The 18,530-nt window shown below is 45.3% G+C and carries 17 protein-coding genes; 9 read left to right on the top strand and 8 right to left on the bottom strand.

Annotation, left to right across the window (positions count from 1 at the left end; all coding sequences use genetic code 11):
* Nucleotides 1-22 precede the first annotated feature (22 nt).
* A complete protein-coding gene (mgtE, locus tag B3Z75_RS06245) occupies nt 23-1,363 on the bottom strand; it encodes a magnesium transporter (RefSeq protein ID WP_294068757.1) in 1,341 nt (446 codons plus the stop codon).
* A gap of 144 nt (nt 1,364-1,507) precedes the next feature.
* Entirely contained in the window at nt 1,508-2,497 is a 990-nt protein-coding gene (trpS, locus tag B3Z75_RS06240) for a tryptophan--tRNA ligase (RefSeq protein ID WP_294068755.1), read from the bottom strand.
* 263 nt (nt 2,498-2,760) lie between these two features.
* Here trpS and B3Z75_RS06235 point away from each other — a divergent pair, with 263 nt between their 5' ends.
* The 5 genes from B3Z75_RS06235 (at nt 2,761) to priA (ending at nt 9,326) form a co-directional block, all read left to right on the top strand.
* Nucleotides 2,761-3,435, top strand: coding sequence for a succinate dehydrogenase/fumarate reductase cytochrome b subunit (locus B3Z75_RS06235; RefSeq protein ID WP_294068753.1), 675 nt, complete (start codon nt 2,761-2,763; stop codon nt 3,433-3,435).
* Nucleotides 3,436-3,453: 18 nt separating this feature from the next.
* Nucleotides 3,454-5,397 carry a fumarate reductase/succinate dehydrogenase flavoprotein subunit gene (locus B3Z75_RS06230; RefSeq protein ID WP_294068751.1) on the top strand — a complete coding sequence of 648 codons (1,944 nt, stop codon included), beginning with the start codon at nt 3,454-3,456 and terminating at the stop codon, nt 5,395-5,397.
* A gap of 32 nt (nt 5,398-5,429) precedes the next feature.
* Complete coding sequence (locus B3Z75_RS06225; RefSeq protein ID WP_294068749.1) at nt 5,430-6,185, top strand: succinate dehydrogenase/fumarate reductase iron-sulfur subunit; 756 nt, start codon at nt 5,430-5,432, stop codon at nt 6,183-6,185.
* Between the two features lie 258 nt (nt 6,186-6,443).
* Nucleotides 6,444-7,085: an outer membrane beta-barrel protein gene (locus tag B3Z75_RS06220; RefSeq protein ID WP_294068747.1), complete on the top strand. Its 642-nt coding sequence runs from the start codon at nt 6,444-6,446 to the stop codon at nt 7,083-7,085.
* A 3-nt stretch (nt 7,086-7,088) separates the two neighbouring features.
* Nucleotides 7,089-9,326 carry a replication restart helicase PriA gene (priA, locus tag B3Z75_RS06215; RefSeq protein WP_294068745.1) on the top strand — a complete coding sequence of 746 codons (2,238 nt, stop codon included), beginning with the start codon at nt 7,089-7,091 and terminating at the stop codon, nt 9,324-9,326.
* Between the two features lie 67 nt (nt 9,327-9,393).
* On the opposite strand, the gene B3Z75_RS06210 is transcribed toward priA, so the two are convergent.
* Nucleotides 9,394-10,962, bottom strand: coding sequence for an Rne/Rng family ribonuclease (locus B3Z75_RS06210; protein WP_294068743.1), 1,569 nt, complete (start codon nt 10,960-10,962; stop codon nt 9,394-9,396).
* Nucleotides 10,963-11,252: 290 nt separating this feature from the next.
* Entirely contained in the window at nt 11,253-11,534 is a 282-nt protein-coding gene (locus tag B3Z75_RS06205) for an HU family DNA-binding protein (protein WP_294068741.1), read from the bottom strand.
* Nucleotides 11,535-11,714: 180 nt separating this feature from the next.
* Here B3Z75_RS06205 and mutY point away from each other — a divergent pair, with 180 nt between their 5' ends.
* The 4 genes from mutY (at nt 11,715) to B3Z75_RS06185 (ending at nt 15,415) form a co-directional block, all read left to right on the top strand.
* Nucleotides 11,715-12,785, top strand: coding sequence for an A/G-specific adenine glycosylase (gene mutY, locus B3Z75_RS06200; protein WP_294068739.1), 1,071 nt, complete (start codon nt 11,715-11,717; stop codon nt 12,783-12,785).
* A gap of 85 nt (nt 12,786-12,870) precedes the next feature.
* Nucleotides 12,871-13,314, top strand: a complete 444-nt coding sequence (locus tag B3Z75_RS06195; RefSeq protein WP_294068737.1) for a single-stranded DNA-binding protein — start codon at nt 12,871-12,873, stop codon at nt 13,312-13,314.
* A 93-nt stretch (nt 13,315-13,407) separates the two neighbouring features.
* Nucleotides 13,408-14,739: a gliding motility-associated protein GldE gene (gene gldE, locus B3Z75_RS06190; RefSeq protein WP_294068735.1), complete on the top strand. Its 1,332-nt coding sequence runs from the start codon at nt 13,408-13,410 to the stop codon at nt 14,737-14,739.
* A gap of 34 nt (nt 14,740-14,773) precedes the next feature.
* On the top strand, nt 14,774-15,415 hold the full coding sequence (locus B3Z75_RS06185; protein WP_294068733.1) for a 4'-phosphopantetheinyl transferase family protein: 642 nt from the start codon (nt 14,774-14,776) through the stop codon (nt 15,413-15,415).
* A gap of 65 nt (nt 15,416-15,480) precedes the next feature.
* On the opposite strand, the gene tsf is transcribed toward B3Z75_RS06185, so the two are convergent.
* The 4 genes from tsf to rplM all read right to left on the bottom strand — a co-directional run bounded on the left by tsf (nt 15,481) and on the right by rplM (nt 18,243).
* The gene (gene tsf / locus B3Z75_RS06180; protein ID WP_294068731.1) at nt 15,481-16,302 is read right to left on the bottom strand and encodes a translation elongation factor Ts; all 822 of its coding nucleotides are present in this window, start codon (nt 16,300-16,302) and stop codon (nt 15,481-15,483) included.
* Between the two features lie 31 nt (nt 16,303-16,333).
* On the bottom strand, nt 16,334-17,191 hold the full coding sequence (gene rpsB, locus B3Z75_RS06175) for a 30S ribosomal protein S2 (protein ID WP_294068729.1): 858 nt from the start codon (nt 17,189-17,191) through the stop codon (nt 16,334-16,336).
* Nucleotides 17,192-17,395: 204 nt separating this feature from the next.
* Nucleotides 17,396-17,782: a 30S ribosomal protein S9 gene (rpsI, locus tag B3Z75_RS06170; protein ID WP_294068727.1), complete on the bottom strand. Its 387-nt coding sequence runs from the start codon at nt 17,780-17,782 to the stop codon at nt 17,396-17,398.
* 5 nt (nt 17,783-17,787) lie between these two features.
* Nucleotides 17,788-18,243 (bottom strand): 50S ribosomal protein L13, encoded by a 456-nt coding sequence (rplM, locus tag B3Z75_RS06165; RefSeq protein ID WP_294068725.1) that lies wholly within the window; start codon nt 18,241-18,243, stop codon nt 17,788-17,790.
* Nucleotides 18,244-18,530: the final 287 nt, after the last annotated feature.

Here is an 18,530-nt window from a genome sequence, read left to right as displayed (position 1 = left end):
ATTGCGGGATAAAAACAACAATTCAGAGACCCAAATACCATTTAGCTATAGAAAAATAGATAAGCACGCCTGATATATCGGCAATCGATGTAATCAAGGGAGCACTCGCTGTAGCAGGGTCCAGCTTAAAGCGAGTAAACACAAAAGGAAGAAGCATTCCGACCATACTTCCCACAACTACAGCCAAGACCATGGTAAGGGCAACAACCGGAACGATATCAGGAGAGCGCCAGCTTGCCACCAGCGATACACCGGCCGCCATACTTACCCCGAGAACCAAGGCAACGACAAATTCCTTACCCAATAACCTCACCCAATCTCTTCGCTGCACGTCACCTACGGCAAGAGCCCTGATTATGAGTGTAGCTGATTGGGATCCGGCATTTCCCGCACTGTCAATTAACAACGGCAAAAAGAAAACCAGTGCCACAACAGACTCAATAAGATGTTCAAAGCGTGAAATAGCTGCTCCCGAAAAAATATTTACGAAAACAAGGGCCATAAGCCATACAATGCGCTTCTTGTACAGGAAAGACACCGAAGCATGAAGTGGGTTGATTTTCGCATCTTCAACGGCACCAAACTTATGAAAATCTTCTGTTTCTTCCTCTTCGGCAACATCAAAGATATCGTCAATAGTTACAATACCCAACAGGGTTCCGCCCGTATCGATCACGGGAAGAGCGGTTCTGTTATAATCTTTAAAAATCCTGATCGCCTTTTCCTGATCATCATAGGCACTTAATGATAAACATTTCTCACCGATCAGATTTTCAATCCGCACATCAGAGCCGGAGATCAATACATCACGGATAAGAATATCATCAATAAGCTTCCATTCATAATCCACCACGTATATTACATCTAACGTCTCCGCATCTCTTCCAAACTTGCGAACATGCTGCAAAGTCTCTTCAACTGTGAAGAAGGATTTGACTGCCACGTACTTTGGAGTCATCAGGCGACCAATACTATCCTCCGGGTAGCCAAGAAGCTGTATAGCAATACTCCTATTCTCAGGACTCAGCATCTGCATGAAGCGCTGAGCTACCTGACCGGGAAGTTCCTCAAAAAAAGCAGTCCGGTCATCAGGATCCATATCATTCATCAGATCTGCCACTTTTTTCGCATTATTGGCTAAATCAGAAATAATCTCTCCCTGCTTTATGGGCGAGAGCTCCTGAAACACGTCTTTAGCCTTTTCACGCGGCAAAAACCTGAAAAGGACGGCAGAGTCGAACTCTCTGCTATGTTCAATGAGGAAAACAATCGAAGGATTGTCCAGTGACAGCAGTTTCTCCTGGAGAATACTCCAGGACTGTTCTTTAATTAGTTTGCGGAATTGTGTTAATTTTTCATCCATTTCTACCTCCTAACCTAAGAGAATGAATACGACATAATACGACTGCGCTTAGACCACAGTGTATAATAACTGAAATTTGTCTGCCCGACAAATTACTTTTCTTAGCGTGGAGTGATTTGCTAAGGAACAGGGTACATCACATGATTAAAATTTCCTGAAGCCTACTATTTCTCTTACGTCAGCAATTGTTTTCCGGGCATTTTCGCGGGCTCTTTCAACTCCATTGGACGTCACCTTCCGCAAATAAGCATCGTCTTTTTCAATTTCGAGCACCCGTTCACGGATAGGTAAGGTCACTTTGATGATATCCTCGGCCAATTGCTTCTTGAGATCGCCATAACGTATTTCACAATTGTTCCATTGATTATCGAAATGCTGCACCACATCGGGCGCAGACACCACACGGAGGATCGTGAAAAGGTTTTCAATGTAATCGGGCTTCGGTGAATTCGGGGTGATAGGACCGCTGTCGGTCAGCGCTTTCTTCACCTTCTTTTCAATTTCTTTCGGACTATCGGACAGATAAATGGCGTTTCCTTCCGACTTACCCATTTTTCCACTACCATCCAGTCCCGGGATCTTAACCAACTCCCTGCCAAAGTTGTATGCCACCGGCTCCTTGAAATACTCTACCCCGTAGAAGTTATTAAAGCGGCGCGCAAACTTGCGTGTCATCTCCAGATGCTGTTCCTGATCCTTTCCAACAGGCACCTTGTCGGCATTGTGGATAAGAATATCTGCCGCCATCAGAGTTGGGTACGTCAGCAACCCGGCATTCACATTTTCGGGTTGCTTGCGGGCTTTCTCTTTGAAGGAAGCCGTTTTTGCCAATTCTCCCATATAGGCATGCATATTCAGATAAAGATAGAGCTCGGCAGTTTCATGCAGGTCACTCTGCACATAGATTACCGACTTTTCCGGATCAATGCCAGCGGCAAGATAATCCACCAGCACGTTCTTCACGTTAGCGTGTAAAGACTTCGGGTCAGGGTGAGTGGTGAGAGAATGTATATCGGCAATAAAAAAATAACACCTATTTTCGTCCTGCATCCGTATAAAATTACGCAATGCACCAAAATAATTCCCTAAATGCAACTTCCCTGTCGAACGAATGCCACTTAAAACAATATCCATGATCTGTTGAAATGAATTGAACGTACAAAGATAACAAAATATCGGCAAAAAAGAGTATGCTTTACTGTACAACCATTCGAAAAACAATACTGATTCTAAAATACCGCAATTAAAGAAATATTTCCGCAAATAGTTCTTTTTTGATGTTTAAAAGTACTATTTTTGCACTTTGAACATCATGTCATGCATGAGACCATGCAGACAATCAAAAGTATTCGATCAATAAGCAACAAATCATCAAAAATAATTTAAAATAGAACTTTATGAGTTGGTTAATCAAATCATCCATCGGACGGAAGTTTACACAAAGTATTTCCGGCCTTTTTCTGATTCTGTTCCTGCTGTTCCACATGTCTATGAACGTGGTGCTCATCTTCAGCTATGATGCCTACGATTTCATCGCCAATGAAATCCTTGGCGCCAACTGGTGGGCTGTTTTAGGAACGGCAGTTATTGCCTTGGGCATGGTAATTCATGTCGCCTATGGAATTATTCTAACGCTGCAAAACCGGAAAGCCCGCGGCAGAGACAAATATGCATCGTCCAGCAAAACGCCCGTAGCCTGGTCCTCCAAAAACATGTTCGTCCTGGGTTTGTTTGTGCTGCTTTTCCTCTTCCTGCATCTTTATCAGATGTGGTACCAGATGCAGTATAAAGAACTGCTCATGATCGAAGGTGCCCGCACCGACGGTGCTCAACTGGTAGAGGAAGTATTCTCCAATCTCTGGGTTGTAGTTGTATACATAATCGCTTTCGTCTCATTATGGTTCCATCTGACCCACGGCTTCTGGAGTGCACTTCATACCGTTGGCTGGAACAATACTGTCTGGATGAAACGAATAAAAGTGATCGGCAATATCTTCTCCACCATCATTTCTCTGGGTTTTATTGTCGTGGCTATTGCCGTTCATCTGGGATACTCCAACATATTAGGATAACTAAAGAATTTGAATATTATGAATAAAATAGACTCAAAAATACCCAAGGGGGCGCTCGCTGAAAAGTGGACCAACTACAAGAACAATCAGAAGCTGGTGAATCCGGCAAATAAACGTCGACTCGACATTATTGTCGTGGGCACCGGATTGGCCGGCGCATCGGCTGCCGCATCGCTGGGAGAGATGGGATTTAACGTGCTCAACTTCTGCATTCAGGACTCGCCACGCCGTGCTCACTCCATCGCCGCACAGGGAGGGATCAACGCAGCCAAAAACTATCCCAACGATGGCGACTCGGTATATCGCCTTTTCTACGACACCATCAAGGGAGGCGACTACCGTGCCCGCGAAGCCAATGTGTACCGGCTCGCCGAAGTATCGAACAGCATTATCGACCAGTGTGTGGCACAGGGTGTTCCCTTTGCCCGCGAATATGGCGGATTGCTGGCGAACCGTTCTTTTGGCGGCGCGCAGGTATCACGTACATTCTACGCCCGTGGACAGACCGGACAGCAGCTACTGCTAGGTGCTTACTCGGCATTGAGCCGCGCTGTTCACAACAAACAGGTAAAACTATACACACGTTATGAGATGGTGGATCTTGTCATCATCGACGGCCGTGCCCGCGGGATCATTGCCCGCAACCTGGTAACCGGAAAACTGGAACGATTTGCCGCACATGCCGTGGTAATCGCCACCGGCGGATATGGGAACACCTTTTTCCTCTCCACCAACGCGATGACCTCCAACGGTTCGGCAGCATGGCAGTGCTACAAGAAAGGAGCCTATTTTGCCAATCCATGTATGGCCCAGATTCACCCAACTTGCATCCCGGTACACGGTGAGTTCCAGTCGAAACTTACACTGATGTCGGAATCGTTGCGTAACGACGGTCGCATCTGGGTACCTAAAAGGCTGGAAGATGCCAAAGCAATTCGCGAAGGGAAACTGAAACCGACAGACCTAAAGGAAGAGGATCGTGACTACTACCTTGAACGTCGTTATCCGGCATTCGGAAATCTTGTACCGCGCGACGTAGCATCGCGCGCAGCCAAAGAACGTTGCGACGCAGGATATGGCGTTGGATCAACAGGACTGGCTGTATACCTCGACTTCGCGGAAGCTATCGGACGGCTCGGGAAAGATGTGGTGGAAGCCCGTTACGGGAACCTGTTCCAGATGTATGAGAAGATCGTGGACGACAATCCCTATGAAACCCCAATGATGATCTATCCTGCCATCCACTACACCATGGGCGGCATCTGGGTAGACTACGAGCTGATGAGTACTGTCCCCGGCTTGTTTGCCATTGGCGAAGCCAATTTCTCAGACCATGGTGCAAACCGCCTCGGCGCTTCGGCGCTTATGCAGGGACTTGCGGACGGATACTTTGTGCTGCCCTATACGATACAGAATTATCTGGCAGACCAGATCAATGTTCCGCGCTTCAAAACGGATGCTCCGGAATTCGACCAGGCCGAAAAAGAGATCAACGACAAACTTGACCGGCTGATGAAGATCGGGGGAAAACACTCCGTAGATCATATTCACAAGAAGCTGGGACATATCATGTGGGATTTCGTGGGAATGGGACGCAATGCTGAGGGGCTGAAGAAAGCCATCGAAGAGCTGAAAGAACTCAAAAAGGACTTCTGGACCAACCTGCGTATTCCTGGAAACAAAGAAACACTCAACGTAGAGCTCGAAAAAGCACTCCGCCTGGCCGATTTCATTGAGATAGGCGAGCTGATGGCTCACGACGCTCTCGACCGCGAAGAGTCGTGCGGTGGTCACTTTCGGATTGAACACCAGACAGAAGAAGGCGAAGCAATGCGTCACGACGATAAGTTCTCTTACGTCTCCTGCTGGGAGTACCAGGGAGAGGACAATGATCCGGTGATGTATAAGGAACCGCTGGAATACGAATTTGTGGTTCGTCAGCAGAGAAACTACAAATCGTAAGGTATTTTTAAACGATTCAAAAACAACCAATCATGGATAAAGATATCAATATAAAAGTAAAGGTCTGGCGCCAGAATGGACCCAAAGACAAAGGGCATTTTGAGACTTACCCGCTGGAAAACATCTCACAGGGTAGTTCTTTCCTGGAAATGCTCGACATCCTCAACGAGAAACTTATCAACGAAGGAAAAGAGCCGGTAGTGTTCGATCACGACTGCCGCGAAGGTATTTGCGGCATGTGCAGCCTGTACATCGATGGACATCCTCACGGGCCGGACGAAGGCATCACCACCTGCCAGCTGCATATGAGACGCTTCAACGACGGTGACACCATCACCGTGGAGCCGTGGCGTTCCGCCGGATTCCCGATCATCAAAGATTTGATGGTCGACAGATCGGCCTTCGATAAGATCATCCAGGCAGGCGGCTACATTTCGGTCAACACAGGAGGTATACCCGATGCCAATGCCATACCCATTCCGCGCGACGACGCCGAATTGGCAATGGATGCAGCTGCCTGCATCGGTTGCGGAGCCTGTGTGGCTGCATGCAAAAACGGGTCAGCCATGCTCTTCGTTTCGGCCAAGGTAAGCCAGTTTGCCCTGTTGCCGCAGGGACGTGTGGAAGCTACCCGCCGTGCCAAATCGATGGTCGCCAAGATGGATGAATTGGGATTCGGTAACTGTACCAACACAGGGGCTTGCGAAGTGGAGTGCCCGAAAAACATATCCATCAGCAATATTGCACGGCTGAACAGGGAGTTTCTGAAAGCCAAGTTGAGGGACTAAAAACCCCAAAGCTCATATTGAGAAAGCGTTACCTCTCTTTCTGAAGAGTTGGAACGCTTTTCTTATATAGCTTTAATCTTCTTTAACAACCTATTTTTGCTCTATTTTGTTAATCAGGTATCACAAGTAGTGATTTGTGATGAGTTCAACGATCAGCAAATATTATTACCGCTGAACGGTACAGGCGTAGACCATAAATTTCGTGTTATATGCGGTAGAGAAAAAGCAGAATGGAATGTTTTACCTAAAATGGACAAAATGAAAACAAAAACAACAATCAAAACAGGCATGGCCATTATATTGCTGTCCATGCTCAGCGTTCCTGCCTTCTCACAGATCAGGTTTGGTGTAAAAGCTGACGTGGGATTGAATAACCCAAGCTTCAGCAGTGACGCACTCAAGGTTGAAAATATGACATCGTACAGTATCGGCCCCTCCATTGAAGCCATGTTTCTTCCATTGGGAGTAGGTACCCTCGGCATAGAGGCCTCCCTTCTCTATAACGACAATCGCATGACAATTGCCCGGCTCTCGGGTGAAGGAACCGCTGCCGACAGGGATGTTTCAAACCGCTACCTGATACTCCCGGTAAATGCAAAGTTGAAGTTTGGAACAGGGATGCTCCCACTCAGACTCTACGCTGCAGCAGGCCCCTACGCGGGATATCTTATTCAGGGCGATGAAATCGATTTAGGACAGACCGCCGATCAGATAAAGGCGAAGGAGTTCCAGGCAGGCGTCAACTTGGGCCTTGGCTTTGAAGTGTTTAATATGATACAGGTAGGCGTAAACTACAGAGTTCAGCTTACCGACAATTATTCCATGGATGAACCGGACTGGGGTGATCCTCTTAACGGCAAATCAGAGATTTGGAGTATTACCGGGGCAATCTATTTCTAATGCATGTATGCTGATGTAATACTTCCGCTTCCGCTCGCCGATCTGTTCACCTACGCCATTCCGGAGGAGATGCAACCGAAGATCGGCGTTGGATTCAGGGTAATTGTCCCTTTCGGGAGCCGAAAGCACTACACCGCCATCGTTGCACATATTCACCGGGAAGCGCCGGAGAATATGGAAATAAAACCGATTTACTCCCTCATTGATTCACACCCGGTAGTGAATGAACAACAATTGAAGTTGTGGGAGTGGATCTCTTTTTATTATCTCTCTCCTCTAGGTGAAGTCTACAAAGCGGCCTTACCCCCCTCAATGAAACCACAGGATCTGCTTGATTCTTATACTCCTCATACCGAAACTTTCCTGCAGATAAACCCGATGTTAGACACGAAATCTGTGCATGAACTGGTGGGAAGGGCAAAAAAACAACAGGCACTCCTGGAGAAAATAAGGCATTTCCTTTATGATAACGGGGCAGAGCGCATCAGTAAAAAGCAGGTTTCCGGGCTTAGTGCATATTCACCTTCTGTCCTGAACGGATTGCTGCTAAAAGAGATCCTTCTCTCCTTTCGCGTAGAAACAAGTCGGCTCGACACAAATATTGTACCAACGCGTGCACCCTATCCGCTGAATGGACATCAACACGAAGCGTTTCTCAATATCAGCGAATGCTTCCGTCACAAACAGACCTGCCTGCTGCACGGTGTCACCTCAAGCGGTAAAACAGAGATCTATATACATCTCATTGCACAATTCCTGGCAGAGGGGAAACAAACGCTTTATTTGCTGCCGGAGATCGCACTCACCACACAGCTCACGCAGCGATTACAGGCAGTGTTCGGCACCCGGCTGGGTATTTATCATTCCCGCATCAACGACAACGAACGTGCAGAGATCTGGCAGAAGATGTTGTCATCACACCCCTACGAGATCATTATTGGTGTACGCTCCTCGCTGTTTCTTCCCTTTCAACAACTCGGGCTCGTGATCGTGGATGAGGAACACGAAAGCAGTTACAAACAGCAGGATCCTGCCCCCCGGTACCATGCACGAGATGCAGCTGTCATGCTGGCTCATTTTTTTGGAGCAAAGACATTGCTGGGATCGGCCACTCCATCAATAGAATCCTATTATAATTCACAGACAGGCAAGTATGGGCTGGTCACACTTACCGAACGATTTAACAATTCAATGATGCCGGAGATCCGGCTTGAAAACACACGGGAGTTGCGTCGCAGAAAAAAAATGAAGTCACTGCTCTCCCCCCTGCTTATTGAACTGATCGATTCGGCTTTAAAGAACGACGAACAGGCAATTCTCTTCCGCAACAGGCGGGGCTTCGCACCAATGATTGCCTGCAGCCAGTGTGAATGGACACCCAAATGTGTTCGTTGCGACGTTTCACTCACCTACCATAAAAGAATTAACAGACTGGTATGTCATTATTGCAACAATGCATATACAGTCCCTGCAACATGTCCGTCCTGCCATCAAAAAAGTCTGGAGCCAATGGGACTGGGAACGGAAAAACTGGAAGAAGAGGTTTCCCGGCTTTTTCCGGGTAGTGTGGTAAAAAGGATGGATTTGGACTCAACCCGAGGAAAGGAGAGTTACGCACGGATCATACAAGACTTCCAGGAACAGAAGATTCAGATACTGGTAGGGACACAGATGCTTTCCAAAGGACTGGATTTTGATCACGTGAAAGTAGTAGGAATCATTTCTGCAGACTCGTTGCTCAACTACCCGGATTTCCGTTCTCACGAACGGGGCTTTCAACTGATGACACAGGCAGCAGGCCGGGCCGGAAGAAAACAGCAGCAGGGAACAGTCATCATTCAGAGTGCTGATCCCGGACACCCCATTTACACCTTTGTAACCAAAAACGATTACGCAGGTTTCTATAATACCCAACTCGAGGAACGAAAATTATTCCGATACCCGCCTTTTTACAGATTAATTCGCATCTTATGCAAGCACAAGGATGCAGGAAAGACCGAGAAGGCTGCCTTACGTTTTGCGGAACTAATCAGGATGTCTTTGCACGAACGGGTTCTGGGACCCAACAAACCCCTTGTGGGACGCATACAACTGTACCACATTCGCGAAATTTTATTGAAACTGGAGAATGGACTACCCTTACAGCAGGTACGAGAGATCCTGAAAAAAGCAGAAGTCATGCTGCGCCAGGAACATGATTTAAAACATGTTATCCTATATTACGACGTGGATCCGCTATAAATAAAAAAAGCCGGAGGTTCTCTCGAACCACCGGCTCTTTTCTATCCATTGTTCCACAGGGTGGAATCTATTTCATTTCAATTTCTTCTTTCAGGTCTATTTCGTTTCCTTCATGGTCGTAAAAAGTATACTGCAGGAACCCGAGCTTCTGATCGGGGATAATTTTCATTCCCACATTAAATTTTTTCTTCCACTTATACTTCAACGAAAACCAACCCTGCTGAACATACGCTGCAACATAGGGGTGTATGTGCAGACTGAATTTCTTCACTTTTAACTTGTTGACCAAATAATCGATTTTCCCTTCCAAAGTGTCGGTGAAAAGTATCGACGATTTAATCTTTCCTTTACCAAAGCAAGTGGGGCATACTTCGCTTGTGGTAACTTCCATTTCGGGTCGAACACGCTGACGCGTGATCTGCATTAAGCCGAACTTACTCAATGGCAAAATGTTGTGCTTAGCTCTATCATGGGCCATTAGCTCCTGCATTTTGGAGAGAAGCTTATTCCGATGATCAGCCTTGCTCATATCGATGAAGTCGATGACTATGATGCCGCCCATATCCCGCAATCGCAATTGGCGGGCAATCTCTTCTGCGGCAGCCACATTTACTTCGTAGGCACTCTCTTCCTGACCAAGTTTCGATTTGTTGCGATTGCCGCTGTTTACGTCAATCACATGCAACGCTTCGGTGTGTTCAATAATCAGATAGGCACCGTTTTTGAATGTTACAGTTTTACCAAAGAGCGATTTTACCTGTTTTGTAATGCCGAAATTATCCAAAATTGGCAATGCACCGTTGTAATCCTTTACAATGTTTTTTCTTTCCGGTGCAATAATGCTCACATATTCGGCAATTTGCTTCGATACATTTTTGTCGTTGACATGTATCTGCTCGAAAGAAGGATTAAAAATATCGCGTAACAGCGCTACCGTGCGTCCTGTCTCCTCAAAAATGAGGGAGGGAGCTTTCGCTTTCTGTATCTTGCCGATATTGTCTTCCCATTTCTTGACCAGCACTTTTAGCTCTGCATCAAGGTCGGCTACCCTTTTACCCTCGGCATTGGTGCGAATGATAACACCGAAATTCTTGGGCTTGATGCTTTGTATGAGCTGCCTGAGTCGTGCGCGCTCTTCGCGCGATTTGATTTTTTGCGATACCGACACCCGGTCAATAAATGGAATCAACACCATAAACCTTCCGGCGAACGAAATTTCGGCTGTCAACCTCGGACCTTTGGTCGATATGGGCTCTTTGGCGATTTGAACCAATATTTCCTGCCCAACTTTCAAAATGTCCGAAATGGAACCCTCTTTGTCGATATCGGGTTGCAGCTTCATCTTCTGAAGCTGTGGAATCTTTTTCTTGTCTTCAACAAGCTTCTGAAAATACAGAACCGAGTTGAACTCAACCCCTAAATCCAAATAGTGAAGAAAAGCGTCCTTTTTGTGTCCCACGTTCACAAATGCAGCGTTGAGGGCGGGCATCAGCTTTTTAACTTTGCCCATGTAGATGTTCCCAACCGCAAAGGAGCCTTCCTGGCTCTCTTGTTGCAGCTCCACCAGTTTCTTGTCTTCGAGAACCGCAATGGTTATTTCTTTGGGTTGAACATCTACAACAAGTTCGCTTGTCACAATTGTTCGTTTTTTAAATGTTTATAAACTAAATCCGGATTTCTGTCTCCCAACAGAATGTGGTTCACGCCAGAACCAACCCTTTGTTTTAATACACAAAGAACAAACTTAATACCCGAAAGGTTCTTTTTAAGTTTGTCCCTGTATATGGTTTGTAAAAAAGCGTTACAGGCTTATTTCTTCTTCTTGTGCCTGTTTTTTCTCAGTCTCTTTTTACGCTTGTGTACAGACATTTTATGCCTTTTTCTTTTTTTTCCGCTTGGCATTTTAGTATCTCCTTATTAATTAAATTATTTGGTTTCTTTTACTTTCGCTACAAACGTTTTTGCCGGCTTAAAAGCAGGAATATTGTGTTCGGGAATGATAATGGTGGTATTTTTTGAAATGTTGCGGGCCGTTTTTTGCGCTCTTCTTTTTACAATAAAGCTGCCGAAACCTCTTAAATACACGTTTTCGTTGTTTGCCAAAGAATCTTTCACTACGTCCATAAAAGATTCCACCGTTGCCAATACTGATGCCTTATCAACCCCAGTGTTCTTTGCAATCTCATTTACAATGTCTGCTTTAGTCATTTTATTTATATTTTAAAATATTAATAATAATAGCGTGTGTTAATTAGTAAAATTTTGGATTGCAAATATATAGCTTTTTTTTTAACCCGTAAAATAATTGCAGGTAAATTTTCTGTTTTTGAATTATTTTCCGTAAAAATACTTTTTTTGGATTAGTTTTGTAGGTCAACAAAGAAAGAAATGAAAGCAAAAAAAAATCAATCTGACATCACCGCGACACTATTAAGCTGGTACAGTGAACACAAACGTGAGCTGCCCTGGCGTGAAACCGCAGACCCCTATCTCATCTGGGTATCAGAGGTGATTTTGCAGCAGACACGTATTGCCCAGGGGACGAGCTATTATCTGCGTTTTGTGAATCGTTTTCCCAACGTACAGATGCTAGCGGAAGCAGAAGAGGAAGAGGTGCTCAAACTATGGCAAGGCCTTGGTTATTACACACGTGCCCGAAACTTGCACGTAGCGGCGAAACAGATCATGAGCCGTTTCAACGGCATATTTCCTGCTAACTATTCCGATATTCTCTCGCTGAAAGGGGTTGGCAAATATACGGCTGCAGCCATTTCGTCCATCGCATTTCATGCTCCCTATGCTGTGGTAGACGGGAATGTGTTCAGAGTAATCGCCCGCCTGTTTGCCGTGGAAGTTCCTATTGACAACAAGGAAGGACAAAGAATTATTTCCGAAATTGCTCAATCACTTATTCACACCGGCCAACCGGGCACCTACAATCAAGCAATTATGGATTTTGGCTCACTGGTTTGCACTCCGGCACGGCCAAAATGTGCCGAATGTCCATTACAGGCAGTTTGTGTAGCATATGAAACAAAGAAGGTCTCTTATTTTCCGGTCATCCGCCCAAAGCCACCAGTAAGAAATCGTTATTTCAATTATCTCCATATCATTCAAGGTGGTAAAACGTTCATTCAAAAGAGAAACAATACCGATATCTGGAAAAACCTGTACGAATTCCCGTTGATAGAGACTCCGGATTCTGTAGATCTTTTCCAACTTTTCCAGACAAGTGATTTTCGGCATCTTTTTCCGGAAATCATTACCCTGTCGATAGATCACCGGTTCACACTGAAGCATCAACTTTCGCATCAGGCTATCCACAGCAAATTTTACAGGGTGGAGATTGCAGAAGAGACAGTCTTTACTCCACCGGAGAGACTCATCTGCATCGACGAAAAAGAGCTTTCCGGATACCCGGTTTCCAGGCTTACCGAAAAGTACATGGAAACTATTTAATGTTTTCTATTTGCCAATATCAAAATTATACTTAATTTTGCTATTATAGCGTAAAACTATTCTTAAACCAAAAAAATCTTAAGTTATGTCGGTGAACAAAGTTATTCTAGTCGGAAATGTAGGGAAAGACCCTGAAATGAAGTATTTCGACAATGATGTTGCAAAAGCGAACTTCTCGCTCGCAACCAGTGAAAGAGGGTACACCACTTCGGGCGGTACACAGGTGCCAGAAAGAACAGAATGGCACAACATTGTTTGTTGGAGAGGATTGGCACAGATCGCCGAGAAATTTGTCAGAAAGGGAACATTGCTCTACGTGGAAGGAAAAATTCGCTCACGTTCTTATGATGACCAAAACGGTGTTAAGAGATACATTACCGAAGTCGTTGCGGACAACATCGAGTTGCTGAGTCGTAAGTCAGGAGGCATGGAAGGAGAAAATGGCAGTAACAGACACGATTTTTCAAATGCTGCTGATATACCGGGAGAGCCTGATGAAATTTCCGATGTGGATGATTTGCCATTTTAAATAAAACATCGTATTTTTGCGAGAGAATGTTTTACCCTTATAGTGTAGATAAAGCGTTAAAACATTCTCTCTGTTTCATTAAAAAGTTGCCTCTTGGATCCTGACCCATTATCGTATTTATCCGTCAATCTGCCGGCATTTATCCCTGCGGTGTCCGATTACTTGTTCACTGCACTGTTGCTCCTGCTCATCCTCATCAACGCAATCATCTCGGGTTCTGAAATTGCATTTTTCACGGTCGATAAAGACTTCACCGAAGAAGTAAACACTTCAGAGAAGACCGGCAAAATCCGCATTTCCCAACTGCTCAGAAAACCGGAAAAGCTATTAGCCTCTATTGTTATTGCTTACAATTTTCTGAATGTAACCATCGTTGTTTTAATCCTTTACCTGCTAAACAGGCTGCCTTGGTTTGCCGGAAATCTGGTGGACACACTGTTACTCGAGATCATTATTCCTATCGGTATCGTCCTGCTGTTTGTAGATATTCTCCCAAAACGTTACGCCTCCTATGATCCGCTTCGGTTTGCCACCCACAACGCTCCACTGATAAAGATTGTTCATGGCATAATGAGCCCTTTCTCATCCTTGCTCGTGCGTAGCACGACCGTTTTCAACCGTTCTATCACACCGCATAAACACGAGATTTCGGTAGACGACCTTTCCAAGGCACTGGAAATCACGTCCAATGAGATTACAAGGGAGCAGGAAAAAGAGATGCTCGAAGGAATTATTCGCTTTAAAGACAAGACGGTGGACGACATCTTTGTGTCACGGTCCGATATGGTAGCCATTGACTCGCAGACGCCGTTTGCTGAGGTAATCGATTTCATTGTCGATGCTGGTTTTTCGAGAATTCCGGTGTATGAAGAGAACCCCGACAACATCAAGGGAATATTGTATGTGAAAGACCTGCTTCCACACCTTGGGAAAGCAGGCAATTTTAAATGGCAGACGCTGATACGCCCCGCCTACTTTGTTCCCGGAACGAAACGAATAGACGATCTGTTGGAGGAATTCCGTACCGATAAAAACCACATGGCCATCGTTGTGGATGAATATGGGGGAACTTCGGGACTGGTCACGATGGAAGATATTCTCGAAGAAATTGTAGGCGACATCAGCGACGAGTACGACGAAGAGTTGCCTTTCTATACGATGGCGGCCGATGGCTCTTATCTCTTCGAGGGAAAAACGCCGCTGGAGGAGTTCATCAAAATTACCGGACTGCCTGAAAAAGATTTTGAGCAGATGCAGGATGAGGTTGACACTCTCGCCGGACTGCTTCTGGAGTTGAAAGGTGATTTTCCAAAAAGGAAAGAGAGTTTCACCTATAAAAAACACACCTTCCAGGCAGAGGAGATGAGCAAAAAACGGATTACCAAGGTGCGCTATATTCCTCCAAAAAGCAAGAAAGATGCGTAAAACAAACAACCATCTCCGCTATTAATTTTACTCAATGCTCATCAGAAAAGAACATACCGAAAATGGCGGACTCCTGGGAATCTGGAAGATGGAGGAAGACAGGGAAGAGTTGCTACAGCTCTTTCCGTTTCATCTGCGCTCCGAAGCCATCACCTACCTGCACGATATCCGTTCTGAAAGTCGTTCAATTGAATGGCTTTCTACCCGGGTAATGTTGATGGAACTATTGGGGAAAGAGCAGATCATCCTAAACCGGGAAGACGGAAGTCCTTACCTTGTTGACGGAAAAACAAACATAAGCATCTCTCATACAAAAGACTATGCCACCATCCTTTTACACGAGTCGTATGCGGTAGGCATCGACATCGAAACCCGCTCTGAGCGAGTGATCAAAATTTCCGCTAAATTTATTTCCGACGAGGAATATATCGATCCGGAACAAAAAATCGTGCATCAACTGTTACACTGGTCGGCAAAGGAAAGTTTGTTCAAGCTGATGAACGAGCAGGGGATCGACTTTAGGCAACATCTATACATACACCCTTTTACGCCTGCATCAAAGGGCATAATGAAAGCTACTGAGACCAAAACCAAAGAGAACCGGTCATTCTGTCTGCATTACGAAGTTCATCCCGACTATGTACTCACCTGGACTGTCGGAAATTTAAGCAAATGAAAAAACGCCTCCGTGAGTATGTATCTCGCGGAAGCGTTCTTATTATTTAGGTAATCAAACGATAATTACACGTTCAGCGATACTCGCTTGAAGGAAGTCACCGTAAGATCCTTGTTATTTTCTTTCAAAAACTGTTCAATCGTCTTTTTCGGATCTTTTACATACTCCTGTTGGAGGAGCGCGGATTCCTTATAGAACTTCTGCAAGGCACCTTCGGCAATCCTGTCGAGTAGATTTTCGGGCTTACCGGCTTCACGCGCTTTTTCGCGGGCAATTTCAAGTTCCTTTTCTTTCACTTCAGCAGGGATGCTTTCCGCTGTAACGGCAATGGGGTTCATTGCTGCCACCTGCATGGCTATGTCTTTTGCCACCTGCTCTTCCAGGGAAGGTTGATTGAAACCAACAATGGTAGCAAGCTTATTGCCCATATGAATGTAAGATGTCACATAAGGAGCGGTGATATGTTCGTAAAAACCGAGTTCCATCTTTTCTCCTGTAGCGCCAATCTTGTCGGTGATCAACTGTGATACGGTACCGTTGGGCATTTCCACTGCAAGTAGTTCTTCGCGTGTTTCGGGCTTGTTAGCCATAGCTGCATCCAGAATCTGTTGCGTGAGAGCAATAAACTCTTCGTTCTTTGCTACGAAGTCGGTTTCGCATTGTAATGCCACCACAGCTGCAAAATCGCCTGCTGTTGCAGCCAGGACACAACCCTCAGACGCTTCACGGTCTTCACGTTTTGCTGCTACTGCCTGTCCTTTCTTACGGATAATCTCCATTGCCTTGTCGAAATCTCCGTTTGCCTCGTTAAGTGCATTTTTGCAATCCATCATTCCTGCACCGGTCATTTTGCGTAAATGCTGGATATCTGCCATTGTAACTGCCATAGTATATCTTTTTTCCTGTAGTTTACTAATTTTATTCGTCAACCTCTTCGTCCTTCGTGTATTTGCTTACTACGGCTGCCTTCATGGCTTCCGTATCTTCCTTCTTTACACGCTCTTTCTTGGCCGACTTGGTTTTACGTTCCCTGCGTTGCGGTGCATCTTCGTCCTGCTCTTCCGCAGCCGCAGCGTCAGCTTTCTCTATTTTCCGCTCGTCAAGGCCTTCTTTGATCGATTCGCTAATGTACCCGAGGATCAGTTCCACAGCTTTGGCTGCATCGTCGTTGGCAGGAATCACGAAATCAATGTTGGAAGGATCTGAGTTGGTATCCACGATGCCAAATACAGGAATTCCCAGCTTTTCAGCCTCCCTGACAGCAATCTGCTCTTTCATCACATCCACAACAAAAATCGCCGACGGAAGGCGGGTAAGATCTTGTATGGATCCCAATGTTTTTTCAAGCTTGGCTCGCTGACGGGTGACCTGCAGTTTCTCGCGTTTCGACAAGGTGTCGAACGTACCGTCTTTGATCATCTTGTCGATATTGCTCATTTTCTTCACCGCCTTGCGAATGGTAGGGAAGTTTGTGAGCATGCCGCCCGGCCAGCGTTCAATCACATAGGGCATGTTGATGCTCTGTGCTTTTTCTTCGACCACAGGTTTTGCCTGCTTCTTGGTAGCCACGAAAAGAATTTTCTTCCCTGCCTTGGCAATTTGTTTCAGCGCTGCAGCAGCCTCTTCGGTTTTGGCGATTGTTTTGTATAGATCGATGATGTGAATTCCGTTGCGCTCCATAAAAATATAAGGAGCCATCGCAGGATTCCATTTTCTTTTTAAGTGGCCGAAGTGAGCTCCGGCTTCAAGAAGTTGGTCAAATTCTAATTTTGCCATGTTTTGTTTGTTGATTAATTCGTTTACATTCTTTTTCTTAACCGAATCGTAAGGTAAATCACACCTTGTTTATCTGATTGATTCCCGGAATAATGTCCTTACGATTTAGATACTAAACGGAGCGGCCGGCAGAGGCCGCTTTATGTTTATGCGACATCTGTTACAATCGTTGCATACAGGATGCCGGACGGTTGATCCAATACATTAACGTTTCGAGAATTGGAATCTCTTTCTTGCTTTGGGCTGTCCCGGCTTTTTGCGCTCTACCACACGAGGATCGCGGGTCATGAAGCCTTCTGCTCTCAGTGCCGGTTTATCTTCGGGGTTGATCTTCACCAATGCACGCGCAATTCCCAGTCTGGCTGCCTCCGATTGCCCTTTGTATCCGCCGCCGTCAAGGTTGATGCGGATATCGTACTTATCCGACACGTTAAGCTTGTTTAACGGTTGTTTTACAATGAACTGAAGGATAGAAGAAGGGAAATAGCTTTCCAGTTCGCGTTTGTTGATGACGATCTTGCCTGTCCCTTCGGTCACGAATACACGGGCTACAGCTGCTTTACGTCTTCCTATTGCATTTACTGCTTCCATCTTTATTATTTTAGCGTATTAATATCAAGTTTTTTGGGTTTCTGTGCCTGGTGCGGATGTTCAGTTCCGGCATAGACAAACATGTTGGTTAGGATAGCATCTCCCAGCTTATTCTTAGGCAGCATCCCCTTCACAACCTTTCTAAAAAGCCTGTCCGGTCCTTTTCTCATCAGATCGGCAGGCGTATATTCGCGTTGACCGCCCGGATAGCCTGAATAACGATAGTAAATGCGATCTGTCCATTTGCTCCCCGAAAGTTTCACCTTGTCGGCATTCAGGATGATCACGTTGTCACCGCAATCAACATGCGGGGTAAAGCTCGCTTTGTACTTTCCTCTCAGCAGCTTGGCTACTTTTGAACAGAGACGTCCCAGAGGCTGATCGGTAGCGTCAATTTCAACCCATTCTTTTTTAGCCGTTTCTTTATTGACGGAAATGGTTTTATAACTTAGTGTATCCACTTTTGTTTGTAGTTTAATTAGTAAATAATTGTAAAGCAGACTTACTTTGCTTCCTCTTTTTGTCTTGCTAAGGGACATAAAGGCAAATAAAAAGCTATAAATCAAACTTTTAATTGACAAAAACTAATAATCGGACTGCAAAGTTACAATAATTCAGTTTATTAACAAAGAGTTTAAGACGATTTTCTTTTCGGGGAAATTATTTTTTTACGACATAGATTCATAAAAAATCGTGGGCAGGTATTGTGATGTTACAAAAATATTGTATCTTTGCACCCGTAAAAAGA

The organism is Proteiniphilum sp. UBA1028 (genome assembly GCF_002316955.1).
Lineage (GTDB): Bacteria > Bacteroidota > Bacteroidia > Bacteroidales > Dysgonomonadaceae > Proteiniphilum.
The sequence above is the reverse complement of the archived record's forward strand: the minus strand, read 5'-3'. Positions and strand labels throughout refer to the sequence as shown.